Below are 17,783 nucleotides of genomic sequence, written 5' to 3'. Positions count from 1 at the left end.
ATCCAACCTTTATGACACACATTATTTAAAATAGTTATTTTTTTATCTTGATTTTTACTAACCACTCTGCCATAGTTCTCTCAAATCCTATCGGCAAATTATCATAAAAATGAAGAGGTTTTTCCAAATAATCCTGTTCAACCCAACCACCAAAATCATGAGGATAGAGGTAACCTTTAGGGGAGGGGCTTTGCAGATGTTCAGGCACGTTGAGTACTTTTTCATTTTTGACATACGCTAACGCTTGATTAATTGCGTTATAAGCGCTGTTAGACTTTGGACTACATGCAAGGTAAATCAGGCATTGTGAGAGGATAATGCGTGCTTCGGGATAACCGATTTTACTCACAGACATTAGCGTACTTGAGGCAAGATTGAGTGCGTTTGGATTTGCGTTTCCAATATCTTCACTCGCCAAAATAACCAACCGCCTAGCGATAAAATCAGGACTCTCGCCTCCATCAATCAAACGCGCAAGATAGTAAAGTGCGGCGTCCACATCGGAGCCTCTCACACTTTTGATCATGGCGCTAATTAGATTATAATGGGTATTGTCCGAACTCACCCCATCTTTAAGGGCACTTGGGCGCAAGGCTTTAAGGGTTTGCATGTTTACATGTAAATCCACTTTGAGCGCAAATTCAAGAAGATTGAGAAAGGAACGGCTATCGCCTGCACTCGAACGTATCAAATATTCACGAGCCTCTTCGTCGATTTGAAACTCAATTTTCTCATGCACTCGCTCTAAAATGGCTTCCATATCTTTCATTTCTAAAGGATAAAACTCAAAGAGCATCATGCGTGAACGGATACCAGAACTGAGCACAAAATAGGGGTTTTCTGTGGATGCTCCAATAACAATCGCTTCATGATTTTCCATAGGGAGTAAAAGCACTTCTTGTTGTGTTTTAGAAAGACGGTGAATCTCATCAATAAAAATAAGTGGTTTTTGAAGAGCACCTCGGTGTTGTGAGAGAATTTTACGAATCTCTTCTACTTTTATGCTGGTGGCATCTAACTCGTAAAAGGGAAGTTGCAAAGTATTGGCAACAATGCGTGCTAGCGTTGTTTTGCCAACACCTGCTGGGCCAAAAAAGAGAGCATGGCTCATAGAGCCTGACTTTAAAAGTTTACGAAACGGGCTATTTTCACCACTCAAATGCTTTTGACCTGAAAGCTCTTCAATCACTTTGGGGCGAAAGAAGAGGGCAAAGTTATTGATCATTGCCTTGTTCTTTCTTCACATACTCAAGATAATCACGCAAAGCAGTATATTCACTTGCACTAAAAAAACGATGTTTGCCAGGTTTAAGCATTCCCAAATCAATTTTGCCATAGCTCACACGCTTTAAATCCACAACATCAACATCAAAATAACCGAAGAAACGTCTAAGCTCTCGATTTTTTCCTTCATTAATCGTTACTTTAATCGTTGAAAAAGTAGGGGAGTTTTTAATAATACGATAATTGACAAATGGTGCAAAATCCATTGCATGAATTTCACTTTTTGCATGTCCACCTCTACGGGCATCTTCTAAAGAGAGTCCTTCTTGCATCGCTTTTTCCATGGCAGGGCTAACCAAACCATTAATTTTTACATAGTAAACCCTCTCCAAATCCCCATGCATCAAAGCCGATACCACAGAGGGAGAATCACACAATAATAACAATCCTTCACTGGCAAAGTCTAGTCGTCCAACACTGAGGTAATGCGCAAATTTTGAAGGAAGCGTATCGTAAATCGTTTTACGACCACGGTCATCCTTCTTACTCACTAACTCACCTTTTTGTTTGTGATACACAATAACCGAATAACCATGCTTCTCAAACAAGGCTTTGCCATTGAGTTCAATTTTGTTTTTAAAACTCACTTGTGTCGAAAGGTCTTGCACAACGTTGCCATCAACTTTAACATGACCTGCTTTGATAAGCTCATCCGCCTCACGCCTTGAATAGTGCGTGTTATGCGAAATCATTTTATTTAATCTGGTTAATTCCATCTATTTTATTCCTGCTTCCACTAAATGGTGGATATGTAATACACCTTTGAGCATCCCTACGTTATCGGTAATCGCTAAAAGTTGTATTTTATGTTTTTCAATAAACGCTAAGGCATCACTGGCTAAAAGCGTCTCATCCTCTAACCTTTTTGGATTTTTACTTGCATATTCATAGGCACTAGCATCCATACTAAAATCATCCCGCATTAAAGCTCTACGTAAATCGCCATCACTTAATACTGCTAACAAAACGTTGTTTTTATCCGTAATAAGTACATTACCCAAACGTCCTTCACTCATTTTAAGAATAGCATCCTTAAGTTTTGTCTCTTTTTGGACAATAGGCAAGTTTTCTTTCAGCATCAAATCTTGCACTTTAACAAAAAGACGTTTTCCTAAGCTTCCACCTGGATGAAATGAAGCAAAATCCTCTTTTTGAAAATCTTTTTTCTTCATAAGACAAACAGCTAACGCATCACCAAGGGCTAATGTGAGCGTTGTAGACGAGGTTGGAGCAGCATCCAAAGGACACGCCTCTTTCTTTACATGTAAAGGGATAAAAATATCGCTGTAACGCCCCAATGAAGACTCTTTGGTACGTGCCATACCAATAAGAGGAATATTAAATCGCTTGATATGTGGCAAGATTTTAATCAACTCTTCACTCTCACCACTGTAACTAATCGCTAACACAGCGTCTTCTTTACCAATCATTCCCAAATCACCATGGAGTGCTTCAGTGGGGTGTAAAAAGAAACTGCTTGTTCCTGTACTGGCAAGTGTCGCAGCAATCTTCGCACCAATTAGCCCACTTTTGCCTACTCCTGTTACAATCAACTTGCCCTTAAGATTGGCAACCAAATGGGTTGCCTCGCTCATCTCTTCGCCAATACAGCGTGCAGCGTTTAATAGCTCCTGCGCCTCTAGTTCTAAAACCTCTCTAGCGATTGCTTTAAAATCTTCCATCTCTTCTCCACTACATCATAAAAATGGTAGGAACGATGGTTGGATACTTTTTCATTTGGCGGTAAATATGTTTACGCACCACTTGACGAAGTTCATTTTCTAACGCACGTGAGTTCTCTAGTAACTCAGCTTTAGCATTGACAATAAACTGATCAATTACCCCTTCCATCTCAACAGAAAAAGCTTTATCTTCCCTATCAGAAACCAATCCATAACTAATAATTTTTGGTTTTGCGATCAGTTTGTGCTCACTTTTATCTAACTGAATCACTAACATCACTAAGCCAGAATCAGCGAGTTTTTGACGGTCAATGACCACATCATCCGCAATTTGTTGATTGATTTGATTGTCAATAAAAATCTTACCTGTTTTAATGGTTTTAATTTTTTTCAAATATTTACCACACACTTCGACTTGATCTCCATCGCTCATCAAATAGATATTTCGCTCAGGAATTCCACACTGCATTGCCGTTTCTTTATGCTTTGTAATGTGATTGTACTCACCATGCACTGGAAGGAAAAATTTTGGTTTAGTCAATCGTAAAATAAGCTTTTGTTCTTCTTGAGCGGCATGACCACTTACGTGAATCTCACTAAAATCCTGATATGCCACATTTGCGCCACTTTTGAGTAAGAAGTTCAACACTTTAGAAACACTTCCCTCATTACCAGGAATCGCTTTTGCAGAGATAATAATCTGATCGGTGGGTTTGATTTTTACATGGCGATGCTCATCCGTTGCCATACGATACAGAGCACTCATCGTCTCGCCCTGACTGCCTGTGGTCACAATTAAGACATCTTTATCGTTGTGTTTATTGACTTCATGCGGATCAATGAAAATACTTTTATCGAGTTGAATGTAACCTAAATCAATCGCGGTAAAGAGGTTACGCTCCATAGAACGCCCAATCACACACACCCTTCTTCCATACTTCAAACCATAATCTATCGCCTGATAGACTCTGTGGATGTTTGAAGAGAACGTAGACATAATGACACGTCCTTTGGCTTTAGAAAAAATAGAGTCAAACGTCTTTCCAACCGTGCTCTCTGAACGAGTAATCCCCTCTTTATAAGAGTTGGTACTATCGCTCATTAAACATAAAACCCCTTTTTCACCATAATCTGAAAAACGATTTAAATCAGTCACATACCCATCAATAGGTGTATGGTCGATTTTGAAATCACCCGTGTGCATAATCGTTCCAGCCTCTGTGGTAATAGCTAAAGCAGATGCGTCAATAATTGAGTGCGTAATATGTATCCATTCGACTTCAAACTCACCAATCTTATACACTTTTCGTTTTTCAACAGGTCTAAAATACTTTTTATGCCCTTTCAATCCATGTTCATCAAATTTATTGGAAATCATTCCTAGAGGTAGAGGCGTCGCATAAAGTGGACATTGCATCTCTTTAAACAAATAAGGAATCGCTCCAATATGATCTTCATGCGCATGTGAAATAATAATTCCAGCTATTTTTTTCCTAATTTGTCGCAAATAGCTAAAATCAGGCACTAAAATATCAACACCATGCATATCTTCACTCGGGAAACTCATACCTACATCAAGGACAATCGCAGAATTTTCAGTTTCAAAAACACAAATATTTCCGCCAATTTCGCCCAATCCCCCTAAAGGTGTAATCTTGATTTTTCCTTTAGAACTTTGTTCAACAAGAGGCGCTTTATTGAGGCGTTCTTTATGCATTTTCTGATTGGCTTCAATGGCTTTTTTCATATCCCGTTGCCAGACTTCATTCCCCTCAATAGAAGCAGTTGGTGTTTTATTATTATTTTTACGTCTTCGATTATTTCGTTTTTTTGGAGCTTGTTCAGCGTTCTCTGGGGTAACGTCTAACGTATCGCCTTGACGGATATCCTTTTTAGGCTCTTCAGGATTTGAAGGGCGTTTATGTCGTGGCTTATTCTGAGCCTTCTCTTCAGGAGTAGTGTTACTACTGTTATGCTGTTGTTGTGTCACTTCGTTTTCTTGCATCATTCAACCTTAATGTTTTAAATAGTAGATGATGAGACAAGACGCCAATTTCGTGAGGACGAATCGTTTCTGGAAGATTTTGTTCGTGCATTACATGTAAAACACACGATTTATCAAACTCAGAAGAGATATTTCTCAACCAAGTTTTTCTAGGACTTTGAAAGGAACATCGCAAATACTTTTTAAATTTTTGCAACTGTTCATTATTTTCAAAAATACCAGAAAATTTTCCATCGACAAACTCTGTTTGTTTGTCAATTTTGAGAATAGACGACACCACTTTAGGTTGTGGTTCAAACGATTCTGGAGATACATCAAAAAGTATGGTAGCCGTCCCAATACTTTGTGCCAAAATCGCCAAAGAGGTAAACTCTTTTGTTTTTGGAAGTGCAGCAAATTTCTCTGCCACCTCTTTTTGAACCATTACAATCATCGATTTGCAATTCTGGTCTTCCAAAGCTTCCAAAATAATTGTCGTAGCAATGTAGTAGGGCAAATTAGCAACCAAATCGTAAGGCTCCTCACAGAGCGATCCTTTTTCAAATTGCTTTAAAACATCAGTTTGCACCAATATTAACTGCCCTTCTGCTAGCTTCGTCGTATATTTTTTTCTCAAATAAACGCACAAGTCCTCATCGACTTCATAGGCCGTTACAGGTTTTACCCTTAACAGCGCTTGCGTCAAATCACCTAATCCAGGCCCAATTTCAATCAGTTTTCTGTTATTCTGGGGCATCGATTGGATGATTTTACTTACAACGGTTGTATCTTTTAAAAAATTTTGGCCAAATTTCTTTTTTGCTTCTATCAATTTGCACCCTATATTTTCTAAGTTTGAGTGATTGTACTCAATCTTTACTTATAAAATCGTTAGATGGTTTTCTCTTTAAGATTTTCAGAAGTTTTTTTTAATTCTTTTGCTATCATTTTTTAACCTAATCTACTAAAAAAAGAGACGTGATGGAGCATTTTGCAAAACGTATTATCCCCTGTTTAGATGTGAAAAATGGACGTGTTGTCAAAGGCGTTAATTTCGTAGGACTTAAAGATGCGGGAGATCCTGTTGAAATTGCAAAACGCTACAACGATGAAGGTGCGGATGAACTGACATTTTTAGACATCACTGCAAGCCATGAGGGCAGGGGAACGATTGTTGATATTGTTGAGAAGGTAGCTCGTGAAGTTTTTATCCCTCTAACCGTTGGGGGAGGCATTCGAACCTTAGAAGATATTTATAAACTTTTACATGTAGGGTGTGATAAAGTCAGTATTAATTCTCCAGCTATTGCCAATCCTGATTTTATTAACGAAGCGGCAAAACGTTTTGGTTCTCAATGTATTGTCGTTGCAATAGATGCAAAACGCACAGGTGATTCGTGGCACGTTTATGTCAATGGTGGACGTATTGATACAGGATTAGATGCTTTGGCTTGGGCAAAAGAGGCTGCCCAGAGAGGTGCTGGAGAGATTCTTTTAACCTCTATGGATTGCGATGGTGCGAAGAATGGATATGATATTCCGCTCACCTCTCAAATGAGTTCTATGCTTAATATCCCTGTGATTGCGAGTGGTGGAGCGGGAAGTATGGAACATATTAAAGAAGCCTTTGTTAATGGGGCTGATGCAGCACTGGCTGCCTCCATTTTTCACTTTAAAGAGATTGATATTATGGATTTAAAACACTACCTCAAAGCTGAGGGAATTGCGGTGAGATTATGATTCTATGTGCTGGACGAAATGAAACATTTGACTTTGCAAAACCAGTTGGCGTAGGGTTAGTGGAAAGTGCAATAACGCTTACACAATACATTTTAGAGGAAAAACCTGCTTTTTTATTTTTTGTAGGAACGGCGGGAAGTTATGGAAAATTTGCCCCTCTTGATATTCTCTTAAGTCACAATGCCAGTAATATTGAATTGGCTTTTTTACAAGATGCGTGTTATACGCCTTTGCAAACGACAATAGAAGCAAAAATCCCCCATGTTTCACGTGGAACAACTCATCCTTTGGTCAATGTCAATTCAAGCAATTACATTACAACAAACGAAGCGTTAGCAAAAAAGATGTTAGAAAATGATAGAGACATTGAAAATATGGAGTTTTTCTCTATCTTAAGTGTTGCAAACCATTTCAATCTACCCTGTTCTGGTTTGTTTGTTGTTACCAATTATTGTAATGAAAATGCACACGATGATTTTCTAAAAAATCACGCAAAAGCAAAAGAATTAATCACATTACATGTAGAAAAAAATATGAAAATTTGAGGTATTATGGAAAAAGAAAATATATTTGACTTATCAAAAGAAGAGTTATCTGAAGTTATTAAACCTGCTTTTAGAGCCAAACAAATTTATCAATGGCTCTATCAAAAATATGTCACATCCTTTGATGAGATGAAAAATTTACCCAAAGAACTTAAAGAGCAACTCAATGAAACATATTATCTTGATCCTTTACGTATAGTAACGATTGAAGAGAGTTGCGATGGCAGTAAAAAATATCTTTTTGCACTCAAAGATAATCAAACCGTTGAAGCCGTCTTACTGCCTATGAAGCAAGAACAGGTGGATGAAGAAGGAAAATTAGTTCATCATGCACGCTATACGATTTGCATCTCTTCACAAGTGGGATGTAAAATAGGGTGTGCTTTTTGTTTAACAGGCAAAAGTGGTTTTAAACGAAACCTGACAGCGGGAGAGATAACCACACAAGTTTTAATGATCAAAAGAGATAACGCTATTGCCGAAAATAGACGTGTGAATATCGTTTATATGGGCATGGGAGAACCACTGGATAATTTAACTAACGTGAGTAAAGCTGTTCGTATTTTTAGCGATCTTGATGGACTCTCCATCTCTCCTCGCAGACAAACGATTTCTACAAGTGGGTTAAGCTCACAAATTGAAAAGCTAGGCAAAATGGACTTAGGTATTTTGCTTGCTATTTCACTTCATGCCGTGGATGATGACTTACGACAAAAATTAATGCCTATTAACAAAGCCTACAATATTGAATCTATTATGAATGCCGTTCGAGGATTCCCCATAGACGCTCGTAAACGGGTTATGTTTGAGTACTTGGTGATGAAGGGGGTCAATGACGACCAAAAGAGCGCTAAAAAGCTAGTAAAACTTCTACATGGCATAAAAGCCAAAGTCAATCTTATCTATTTTAATCCTCATGCAGGAAGTGATTTTGATCGCCCTAGTACCAAAGATATGATAGCGTTTCAGCAGTATCTTGTGGATCATGGTGTGCTTTGTACCATTCGCCAGTCAAAAGGTTTGGACATTAGCGCAGCGTGTGGTCAGCTCAAAGATAAGGAACAAAAAAATGACCTTGCTTGATTGGTCGCAAATTGGTTTTTTAATCATTGTTGTTATTATTGGAGTAGGGGGACTTATCAAAGTCCTTTTTACAAAAGAAAACTAGCATCTTTACATGTAAAATCTCTTTTACATGTAAAGATTAATGCGCTATCCATTCGTGTGAAATAATCTCTTCAGAAGCTCGAAAAATCTTCCCCACAAATCTATCACCACGCTCATAACTTCCAACGCCTTTAGGTGTACCAGACATAATAATATCATTATCCATCAACGTTAAAAAGGTCGCAATCTCATCAAGAATCTGCGCTGGTTTATAGATCATCACATCAACACCACCTTCTTGAACTAACACACCATTTAACCAGAGTTGCATAGAGAGTTTTGCAATATCAGAAGTTTCTATACCTACAAACGAACTCATAACAGCGGCACCATCAAATGCTTTAGAACGCTCCCACGGAAGCCCTTTTACTTTTAACTCACTTTGCAAAGCTCGGTTAGTTAAATCCAATCCAAAACCTACCCCTGCAATCACACCATGACGTATCATAAAGCAGATTTCTCCTTCATAATGTAAAGGTGTTTGTGGAAGTGTTAGCAGTTCCAAACTCAGTGCAGAATTAGGTTTTATAAATAAAACCATTGAAGTAGGCATTTCATTTTTTAGCTCATAAATATGCTCCACATAATTACGTCCCACACAGACTATTTTAGTAGGAGTGACACGCTCTTCATTAAAAAAAACTTTTTTCATTTCAATCTTTCATTAATGCATAAAATTCATTTTTAACATCTATGGTTGACTCTATCGTATAATCAACTCCTTTAAAATTAAACGAGAGCGAATAAGCATGTAAAAGAAGCCGTGAACTCAATGTCTTTTCATACTGTTCTTCTGCACTCATGCTTCCATCCAAATAACGCTCAGCATCTTCTTCTTCTACCCCATAAATCATATCACCCACAATGGGATGTTTCACGTGGAACAAATGAACACGAATTTGGTGTTGTCTTCCGGTATAGGGAAAAGCTTGTACCAGTGTCGCATCTTTATCTTCAAAATAGTGCAGGGGAATCACTTTGGTTTGAGACGGTTTGCCTCTCTCATCCACATGAACTTTCAGACGAATTTGACTCGTTTCCACATCACGCTTCAATTTTTCATCAATCAAAAGTTCCTCTTTCAGATGCCCTTTCACCAATGCGATATAACTCTTTTGAACTTTACGTGTTGCAAAAATCTCTTTAAGCGCAATTTCTGATTGCTTATGTTTTCCCACCAAAACCAACCCACTTGTACTTTTATCAATGCGATGCGCCGCATTGGCATCTTTACCATAAAGCGATTTAATCTCATCATTAAGCGTGTAACCATCGCTTCGCTTTCTTGGATGGATCATCACGCCACTAGGTTTATCAAACACCGCAAAATCTTCTGTTTCAAAAATAGGACGCAACCCTTTAGAATCTCCCTCAAACACAACCACACCAATCTTTCCAGAAATCAAAGTTGATTTGCGCATGAGCTGTTCATCTTCAACAAAGACCCGTCGCTTATCAATAATTTTTTGCGCTTCTTTCATACTGATACCAAATGTATCCATAAGAAATCGAAAAGCAGGAGTGGGTTTTTCAAGAAAAAAGTTTTTCAAAATATATGCCAAAATTCAACCCTTTTTTAGTCCGAAATTGTTAAAATTTACCATCGCATAAAACACGATTTTATGGATAAACTCTCAGTATTTTATCACAGAAAAATCACAAACAGATAAGGAAAAACTATGGTAGAGCGTTACGCTAGAGAAGAGATGAAAAAGCACTGGACGATTGAGGCAAAATACGATGCATGGCTCAAAGTTGAGAAAGCCGCCACGAAAGCATGGAATAAATTAGGATTGATTCCTGATAGCGATTGCGAAAAAATTGTAAATAATGCAAAATTTGATATTGCACGTATTGATGAGATTGAAAAAGTTACTCGTCACGATGTGATTGCTTTTTTAACCAGTGTGGCGGATAGTCTAGGTGAAGAGAGCAGATGGGTACACTATGGTATGACTAGTTCAGATTGTATTGATACTGCCGTTGCACTTCAAATGCGTGACTCTTTACATGTAATCATTGATGATGTCAAAATACTTATGGAATCTTTGAAAAAAAGAGCCATGGAACACAAAATGACCTTAATGGTTGGACGAAGCCACGGTATTCATGGAGAGCCTATTACCTTTGGTTTGGTGCTTGCTATTTGGTATGAAGAGATTAAACGAAGTTTGACCAATCTTGAAAATGTCATGGATGTTATCTCCGTAGGACAAATCAGTGGCGCCATGGGCAATATGGCACACTCTCCGATTGAACTAGAAGAGTTGGTCTGTGAAGAGTTAGGTCTCAAACCAGCCCCCGTTTCCAATCAAGTCATTCAACGAGACCGCTACGCTGCTTTGATGAATGCGTTAGCGCTTTTGGCCTCAAGTTGTGAAAAGATTGCCGTAGCCGTTCGTCACTACCAACGCACCGAAGTGTATGAGTGCGAAGAGTTTTTTGAGCAAGGTCAAAAAGGAAGCTCTGCAATGCCTCACAAACGCAATCCCGTCCTCAGTGAAAACATAACAGGACTCTGCCGTATGATTCGCTCTTACGCCATCCCAGCAATGGAGAATGTGGCATTGTGGCATGAGAGAGACATCAGCCATAGTTCTGTTGAACGTTTTATCTTACCCGATGGATTTATTACCACCGATTTCATGTTACACAGACTCAACAGCGTTATCTCAAAACTTGTGGTCTACCCAGAAAATATGATGAAAAATCTTAACCTTACAGGTGGACTTGTCTTTTCTCAACGCATTTTACTTGAACTTCCTCTTAAAGGTGTTTCTCGTGAAGATGCTTATAAAATCGTTCAACGCAATGCCATGAAAGTCTGGGCAGATTTACAGCAAGGCAAACCAGCCCTCAATGAAAACAAAGAGAGCTTATACCTTCAAAACCTTTTAAGCGATGAGGACTTAAGAGCCAAACTTAGCGAAGAAGAAATTAGAGAGTGTTTTGACTATATGTATTACACTAAAAATATTGATAAAATATTTGGAAGGGTCTTTCTATAATGCTTACCGTACAAAAGCGTAATGGTCGCATAGAACCACTTGATATCTCAAAAATTCAAAAATATACCAGCTCCGCCATTAAAGGGCTGGATAATGTCTCTCAGAGTGAACTCGAAGTTGATGCGAAAATTCAATTTCGCGATAAAATCACTACCGAAGAGATTCAAAAAACGCTGATTAAAACAGCGGTTGATAAAATCGACATTGACCGACCCAACTGGACCTTTGTTGCCGCACGACTCTTTTTATACGACCTTTACCATAAAGTAAGTGGCTTTACAGGTTATGGCAGTTTTAAAGAGTATTTTGAGCGATGTGAAAAAGAGGGACGCATTGCCTTAGGATTAAAAGAAAAGTATGACCTTGCAGATTTGGAAGCCTACATTCAACCTGAACGTGACCTTCAATTTAACTATCTTGGCATTAAAACCCTTCATGACCGTTATTTGATTAAAAACAAAGAGGGAAAGCCTATTGAGTTGCCACAACATATGTTTATGGCGATTTCGATGTTCTTGGCACAAAATGAACTCAACTCACAAGATTGGGCAAAGAAATTTTACGATGTCATCAGTAAATTTGAAGTGATGCTAGCTACACCTACACTTTCTAATGCAAGGACAACACGTCATCAATTAAGCTCTTGCTACATTGGAAGTACGCCCGATAACATCGAAGGAATTTTTGACTCCTATAAAGAGATGTCACTTTTAAGTAAATTTGGTGGAGGCATTGGTTGGGATTGGAATTTAGTTCGTTCCATGGGTGGTATGATAGATGGGCATAAAAATGCCGCAGGTGGCGTTATACCGTTTCTTAAAATCACCAATGACATTGCCGTTGCGGTTGATCAACTAGGCACACGCAAAGGGGCTATCGCTGTTTATTTAGAGCCATGGCATATGGACATCTCTGACTTTTTGGACTTGAAGAAAAATTCAGGAGAAGAGAGACGTAGAGCCCATGAGCTTTTCCCAGCGCTTTGGATTAATGATCTCTTTATGAAGCGTGTAGAGAGTAATGCTATGTGGACACTTTTTGACCCAGCCCAAACGCCTGATTTATGTGAAGTCTATGGTGAAGAGTTTGAGCGACGTTATAGTGCCTACGAGCATGATGAGAGCGTAACAAAAGAGTATATTCTTGCTAAAGAGTTGTGGAAAAAGATATTAACCAGCTATTTTGAGAGTGGAAGTCCTTTCTTGTGCTTTAAAGACAGTGCCAATAAAGTCAATCCAAACGACCATGCAGGCATTATTCGAAGTTCTAACTTGTGTACCGAAATTTTTCAAAATACACAGCCTAATCACTACAAAATCAAAATTGTTTTTAACGATCAAACATTCATCACCTATGAAGAGAGAGACTTGGTCAAAGTAGACAGTGGCATTACCAAAGAGGCTAAAAAAATAACGGCATTGGATAGTATTGATGGCAAAGATATTTTTATTGTTGAAAAAGAGATGATTGAGGGAAAAACGGCTGTGTGTAATCTTGCCAGTGTCAATCTCTCTAAAATTCACACCAAAGAAGATATAGAGCGAGTCCTTCCGATTGCTATTCGAATGCTCGATAATGTCATTGACTTAAACTTCTATCCTCATGCAAAAGTCAAACACACGAACCTTAAATCCCGTGCCGTTGGTCTAGGCGTCATGGGCGAAGCGCAAATGCTCGCTGAAAAAGGGATTGAGTGGGGAAGCTATGAGCACTTTAGCAAAATTGATGAAGTGATGGAAGCAATTAGTTACAACGCCATTTTAGCCTCCTCAAATCTTGCCATTGAAAAAGGGGTTTACCCAGAATTTAGTGGTTCAAAGTGGAGTAAAGGCATTTTTCCTATTGACACAGCCAATGAAGAAGCAAAAAAACTGGTTGATAGGGGCGGGCTTTTTGGTTACATGTATGACTGGGAAAGTTTAAGAGAAAAAGTGAAAAATAATGGTATGCGTAATGGCTATCTGATGGCGATTGCACCGACAAGTTCCATCTCCATTTTAGTAGGAACGACCCAAACCATTGAGCCTGTTTATAAACGCAAATGGTTTGAAGAAAATCTCTCAGGAATGATTCCTGTGGTTGCACCAAATCTCAATCCAAATACATGGACATTTTACACACCTGCGTATGAACTCGACCAAAGAATTTTAGTCAAAGCAGGCGCCATTCGTCAAAAATGGATCGATCAAGGACAGAGCCTTAATATTTTCATCACACTCGATAAAGCCAGTGGTAAATACCTCAATGATATTTACATGCTTGCGTGGAAACTAGGTATTAAATCGACCTATTATCTCCGTTCACAATCGCCTGAAAACAAACTTGAAGCGATTGATCGTAGCATTGAATGTGAGGGATGTCAATAACTATTCACACACACCATACCTTAAAAAGTATGGTGTGATTCTTTACATGTAAAGGGCAAACATGAAAACGATCGGACTCATTGGTGGCATGAGTTGGGAATCAACACTCAGTTATTACACACTGCTCAATGAAGGTATAAAAGAGCGTTTAGGTGGGCTTCATAGCGCTAAAGTTGTCTTATACTCAGTTGATTTTGCACCTATTGCTCAGTTTCAAAAAGAGGGAAAATGGGAAGAAACAGCTCAGATTATTAAAGAAGCTGCTATTTCACTTGAACGTGCAGGTGTCGATATAATACTCCTTTGCACCAATACGATGCATAAAATTTTACCTCTTGTAACACCCTTCATTCAAACCCCTTTTTTGCATATCGCAGAAGCAACAGCCCATGCGCTAAATGAAAATGGTGCGAAAAAAAGTATCTTATTGGGCACAAAATTTACCATGCAAGAAACGTTTTATACAGACATTTTAAATCAACACTCCATTGAGATTATCATCCCAGATAAAAACGCTATTGAAACCATCAATCGCATTATCTTTGATGAGCTGTGTATCGGTAAAATAGAAACGGCTTCAAGAGACTCTTTTATTGAAATTATTCATGCGCTAAAACGTCAAAACGATGAAATTGATTCTGTCATTTTAGGATGCACCGAAATTGGTCTTTTACTCAATCAAGAAAGCTCTCATTTACCGCTGTTTGATACAACTCTTTTACATGTAAAAGAGGCACTAAAATACGTATTAAGCGAAAAATAAATAAAATATAAAAATTAGTTTAATACTTTTATATTTTATAAGAAAAAATTGATTTAATAATTGAAAAAATGGCTGTTAAATCAATTAATAAATTTTTAAAAAAATGCTCCATTTTAGAGCTGTGACATATTCGTTTCACCTTAATTATTAAGTTTCTTTAAATTTTAGTCTGACTATAATCAAGTTTACTTTTAAATCTAGGATAATCATGCTAACCAAAGTACTTAAACGCGATGGCACAACAGAAGAATTTCAACCTTACAAAATTGAAGATGCAATTAAAAAAGCTTTCAAAAGTGAAGGGGTGATGTACGACGAAAGTATCTACACAGAGATTCTAAAACGTATCGAAAAGAAACGTGTTGCAGCCGTTGAAGACTTTCAAGATATGATTGAACAAGAACTTTATAAAGCTCGATATTTTGATGTTATGCGCTCTTTTATTCTCTATCGTCACACGCACAAAATGCAACGAGAGCACATTTATGGACTCAGTGAAGATACCACCTATATCAATTCGACTCAAACCATTGAAGAGTACATCGGTAAAAGCGACTGGAGAATTAAAGCTAACTCAAACACAGGCTACTCCAATGCAGGTTTAGTGAACAATACGGCAGGAAAAGTCATCGCTAACTACTGGCTCGATAAAATTTACTCCAAAGAAGAGGGGTTGGCACACCGAAATGGGGATTACCATATTCACGATTTGGACTGTTTAACTGCTTATTGTGCCGGATGGAGTTTGCGTGTCCTTTTAGATGAAGGCTTTAATGGCGTTCGTGGTCGTGTAGAGAGTCGTCCTCCCCAACACTTTCGTGAAGCCCTTGGTCAGATGGCAAACTTTTTAGGTATTTTACAAAGTGAATGGGCGGGAGCTCAAGCGTTTAGCTCATTTGATACCTACCTAGCACCTTACGTTTTTAAAGATAAAATCTCCTACAAAGAGATTAAAAAGGCCATTCGAAGTTTTATTTATAATCTTAACGTTCCTGCACGCTGGGGACAAAGTCCTTTTACCAATATTACGATTGATTGGACGGTTCCTAACGACTTGGCTGACCAGATTCCAACATCAAGTCAACGCCATCTTTTTAAAGGCATCAACGATGCGGAGCTTTTAGAAGAAGCACAAAAACGAGGTATTCATTCACTTGAAGCAATGACATACAAACACTTTCAACCAGAGATGAATCTTATCAACAAAGCTTACTATGAAGTGATGACCGAGGGTGATAAAACGGGGCAACCTTTTACATTCCCAATTCCTACGGTTAACATTACTGAAGATTTTGATTGGGATGGAGAAAATACCGATTTATTGTTTGAAAACACTGCAAAAATTGGCTCCTCTTATTTTCAAAACTTTATTGGAAGCCAATATGTGAGAGATGCCGAGGGGAAATTGGTGGAGAATCCAAAAGCCTATAAACCAGGACATGTTAGAAGCATGTGTTGTCGTTTACAGCTTGATCTAAGAGAGCTTTTAAAACGTGGTGGTGGACTTTTTGGAAGTGCTGAAATGACGGGAAGTATTGGTGTTGTGACACTCAATATGGCACGCCTTGGGTATTTATACAAAGGTAATAAAAAAGAATTGATGGAACAATTTGAATACCTCATGGATTTAGCAAAGTCGACGTTAGAGAAGAAACGTGTATTTGTACAAGAGATGTACAACCGTGGACTTTATCCTTACACCGCACGTTACCTACCTGGATTTAACAGCCATTTTTCAACCATTGGGGTTAACGGAATCAATGAGATGATTCGTAATTTTACCGATGATAAACATAATATTGCGGATGAATATGGAATGGAATTTGCTCATGAAATCTTAGAATTTATGCGCAATAAAATGGTCGCGTATCAAGAAGAGACAGGTAACCTTTATAATCTTGAAGCAACACCAGCGGAGGGAACGACGTATCGTTTTGCAAAAGAAGATAACAAGCGTTATCCTGAGATTATTCAAGCAGGTTCGGGCAAGAATGTCTATTATACCAACTCTTCACAACTACCTGCTAATTTTACAGATGACCCTTTTGAAGCCTTAGATTTACAAGATGACCTCCAATGTTCTTACACAGGAGGAACGGTACTGCATCTTTATATGAAAGAGCGAATTAGCTCATTTGAAGCGTGCAAAAAGTTAGTCAAAAATGTCATCACGAACTATCGTATGCCATACCTTACGATCACACCTGTGTTTTCAGTCTGTGAAAAACATGGCTACATCAGTGGTGAGCACGAATTTTGCCCTAAATGCGATGAAGAATTGATTGAACAATTTAAAAAAGGAGAAGCCTCATGAGTCAAGCAGAGATTTTGGAACAGTTAAAAGAGAAACGTACAAAATGTATCGTTTACACCCGTGTTATGGGATACCACAGACCAGTGGAAAGTTTTAACGTAGGTAAAACAGGTGAACACAAAGAGCGTGTCCAATTTGTTGAAAAATGTTCTTGCCGATAAGGCAATCCACAGCATTACCAAATTTACAACGCTTGATTTTCCCGATCATCTAGCGTCTATTTTTTGGTTTGCAAAGTGCAATATGGCATGTCCTTATTGCTACAATCCTCAAATTGTACGAGGCAAGGGTGAAATCAGCCTTGCCTCGGCACTCGAATTTCTAGAAAGTCGTAAAGACCGCTTAGAAGGTGTTGTATTAAGCGGTGGTGAGTGTACACTTTATCCTCATCTTGAAAGCTTTTGTGAAGCGATTAAGCGACTCGGATATAAAATTAAAATTGATACAAATGGCACCAACCCTGCATTACTCAAACGTCTCATTGAGAGAACTTTAGTTGATTACATTGCCCTCGATTATAAGGCGCCCAAAAAGCACTATACTCGCATTACGCACCATCCACATTTTGAGGTTTTTGAAGAGAGTTTGCACTACCTGATTCAAAGCCATTTTCCTTTTGAAGCACGAACTACTCTGCACAGTGATTTATTGAGTGAAAATGACATCAATGCCATTATTGAAGATTTACATGTAAAAGGGTATCAAGGAATCTATTATCTCCAAAAATATTTACATGTAAACGAAACTCTAGGCGTTACAAAAGAGCAACAAAATCAGTTTGAAATGAGCAAACTAACCCCTTTACTCCCCATAGAATTAAGAAATTTTTGATACAATAATTTCTCACACGTCAAACCAGCAGAGCTCTTTTGACTGCACTTGCCGCTATGGCACTCAAGCTTGCCAACGCCATTGGCAGAATCCATTTTA

At 38.3% G+C, this 17,783-nt stretch carries 16 protein-coding genes; 9 read left to right on the top strand and 7 right to left on the bottom strand.

Translation table 11 applies throughout. The annotated features are described in order from the left end of the window. Positions 1–34: 34 nt before the first annotated feature. The 5 genes from SDEL_RS00355 to rsmA are packed head-to-tail and all read right to left on the bottom strand — an operon-like array spanning position 35 to position 5,782. Positions 35–1,225 (bottom strand): replication-associated recombination protein A, encoded by a 1,191-nt coding sequence (locus SDEL_RS00355; RefSeq protein ID WP_012855870.1) that lies wholly within the window; start codon positions 1,223–1,225, stop codon positions 35–37. After that, entirely contained in the window at positions 1,215–2,000 is a 786-nt protein-coding gene (locus tag SDEL_RS00350) for a pseudouridine synthase (RefSeq protein WP_012855869.1), read from the bottom strand. The genes SDEL_RS00355 and SDEL_RS00350 overlap by 11 nt, the downstream gene beginning before the upstream one ends. Next, a complete protein-coding gene (locus SDEL_RS00345) occupies positions 2,001–2,966 on the bottom strand; it encodes a KpsF/GutQ family sugar-phosphate isomerase (RefSeq protein WP_012855868.1) in 966 nt (321 codons plus the stop codon). It abuts the gene before it with no gap. A gap of 10 nt (positions 2,967–2,976) precedes the next feature. Continuing rightward, positions 2,977–4,971: a ribonuclease J gene (locus SDEL_RS00340; protein WP_012855867.1), complete on the bottom strand. Its 1,995-nt coding sequence runs from the start codon at positions 4,969–4,971 to the stop codon at positions 2,977–2,979. Then, complete coding sequence (gene rsmA, locus SDEL_RS00335; RefSeq protein WP_012855866.1) at positions 4,937–5,782, bottom strand: 16S rRNA (adenine(1518)-N(6)/adenine(1519)-N(6))-dimethyltransferase RsmA; 846 nt, start codon at positions 5,780–5,782, stop codon at positions 4,937–4,939. Before rsmA ends, SDEL_RS00340 begins: the two co-directional genes overlap by 35 nt. Before the next feature lie 149 nt (positions 5,783–5,931). Between rsmA and hisF the strand changes: the two genes are divergently transcribed. The 3 genes from hisF to rlmN are packed head-to-tail and all read left to right on the top strand — an operon-like array spanning position 5,932 to position 8,318. Continuing rightward, entirely contained in the window at positions 5,932–6,690 is a 759-nt protein-coding gene (gene hisF / locus SDEL_RS00330; RefSeq protein WP_012855865.1) for an imidazole glycerol phosphate synthase subunit HisF, read from the top strand. Beyond that, a complete protein-coding gene (locus tag SDEL_RS00325; protein ID WP_012855864.1) occupies positions 6,687–7,235 on the top strand; it encodes a phosphorylase family protein in 549 nt (182 codons plus the stop codon). The genes hisF and SDEL_RS00325 overlap by 4 nt, the downstream gene beginning before the upstream one ends. 6 nt (positions 7,236–7,241) lie before the next feature. Then, positions 7,242–8,318 carry a dual-specificity RNA methyltransferase RlmN gene (gene rlmN / locus SDEL_RS00320; RefSeq protein WP_012855863.1) on the top strand — a complete coding sequence of 359 codons (1,077 nt, stop codon included), beginning with the start codon at positions 7,242–7,244 and terminating at the stop codon, positions 8,316–8,318. 121 nt (positions 8,319–8,439) lie between these two features. Here rlmN and SDEL_RS00315 read toward each other — a convergent pair whose 3' ends face one another. Next, entirely contained in the window at positions 8,440–9,054 is a 615-nt protein-coding gene (locus SDEL_RS00315) for a fumarylacetoacetate hydrolase family protein (protein ID WP_012855861.1), read from the bottom strand. A gap of 1 nt (position 9,055) precedes the next feature. Then, positions 9,056–9,964 carry an RluA family pseudouridine synthase gene (locus tag SDEL_RS00310; protein WP_012855860.1) on the bottom strand — a complete coding sequence of 303 codons (909 nt, stop codon included), beginning with the start codon at positions 9,962–9,964 and terminating at the stop codon, positions 9,056–9,058. 117 nt (positions 9,965–10,081) lie between these two features. Between SDEL_RS00310 and purB the strand changes: the two genes are divergently transcribed. From purB to SDEL_RS00280, 6 genes are all read left to right on the top strand, one after another. After that, positions 10,082–11,410 carry an adenylosuccinate lyase gene (gene purB, locus SDEL_RS00305; RefSeq protein ID WP_012855859.1) on the top strand — a complete coding sequence of 443 codons (1,329 nt, stop codon included), beginning with the start codon at positions 10,082–10,084 and terminating at the stop codon, positions 11,408–11,410. Then, on the top strand, positions 11,410–13,776 hold the full coding sequence (locus SDEL_RS00300; RefSeq protein ID WP_012855858.1) for a ribonucleoside-diphosphate reductase subunit alpha: 2,367 nt from the start codon (positions 11,410–11,412) through the stop codon (positions 13,774–13,776). Before purB ends, SDEL_RS00300 begins: the two co-directional genes overlap by 1 nt. Positions 13,777–13,837: 61 nt before the next feature. After that, a complete protein-coding gene (locus SDEL_RS00295) occupies positions 13,838–14,539 on the top strand; it encodes an aspartate/glutamate racemase family protein (RefSeq protein WP_012855857.1) in 702 nt (233 codons plus the stop codon). Between the two features lie 208 nt (positions 14,540–14,747). Next, on the top strand, positions 14,748–16,853 hold the full coding sequence (locus SDEL_RS00290; protein ID WP_012855856.1) for a ribonucleoside triphosphate reductase: 2,106 nt from the start codon (positions 14,748–14,750) through the stop codon (positions 16,851–16,853). Next, on the top strand, positions 16,850–17,014 hold the full coding sequence (nrdD, locus tag SDEL_RS12305; RefSeq protein ID WP_012855855.1) for an anaerobic ribonucleoside-triphosphate reductase: 165 nt from the start codon (positions 16,850–16,852) through the stop codon (positions 17,012–17,014). Before SDEL_RS00290 ends, nrdD begins: the two co-directional genes overlap by 4 nt. Further along, positions 16,980–17,684: an anaerobic ribonucleoside-triphosphate reductase activating protein gene (locus SDEL_RS00280; protein WP_425352951.1), complete on the top strand. Its 705-nt coding sequence runs from the start codon at positions 16,980–16,982 to the stop codon at positions 17,682–17,684. The genes nrdD and SDEL_RS00280 overlap by 35 nt, the downstream gene beginning before the upstream one ends. Positions 17,685–17,783 lie beyond the last annotated feature (99 nt).

Source organism: Sulfurospirillum deleyianum DSM 6946, assembly GCF_000024885.1.
GTDB lineage: Bacteria > Campylobacterota > Campylobacteria > Campylobacterales > Sulfurospirillaceae > Sulfurospirillum > Sulfurospirillum deleyianum.
Note: the sequence above shows the minus strand (reverse complement) of the source record. Positions and strands in the feature narration are given on the sequence as shown.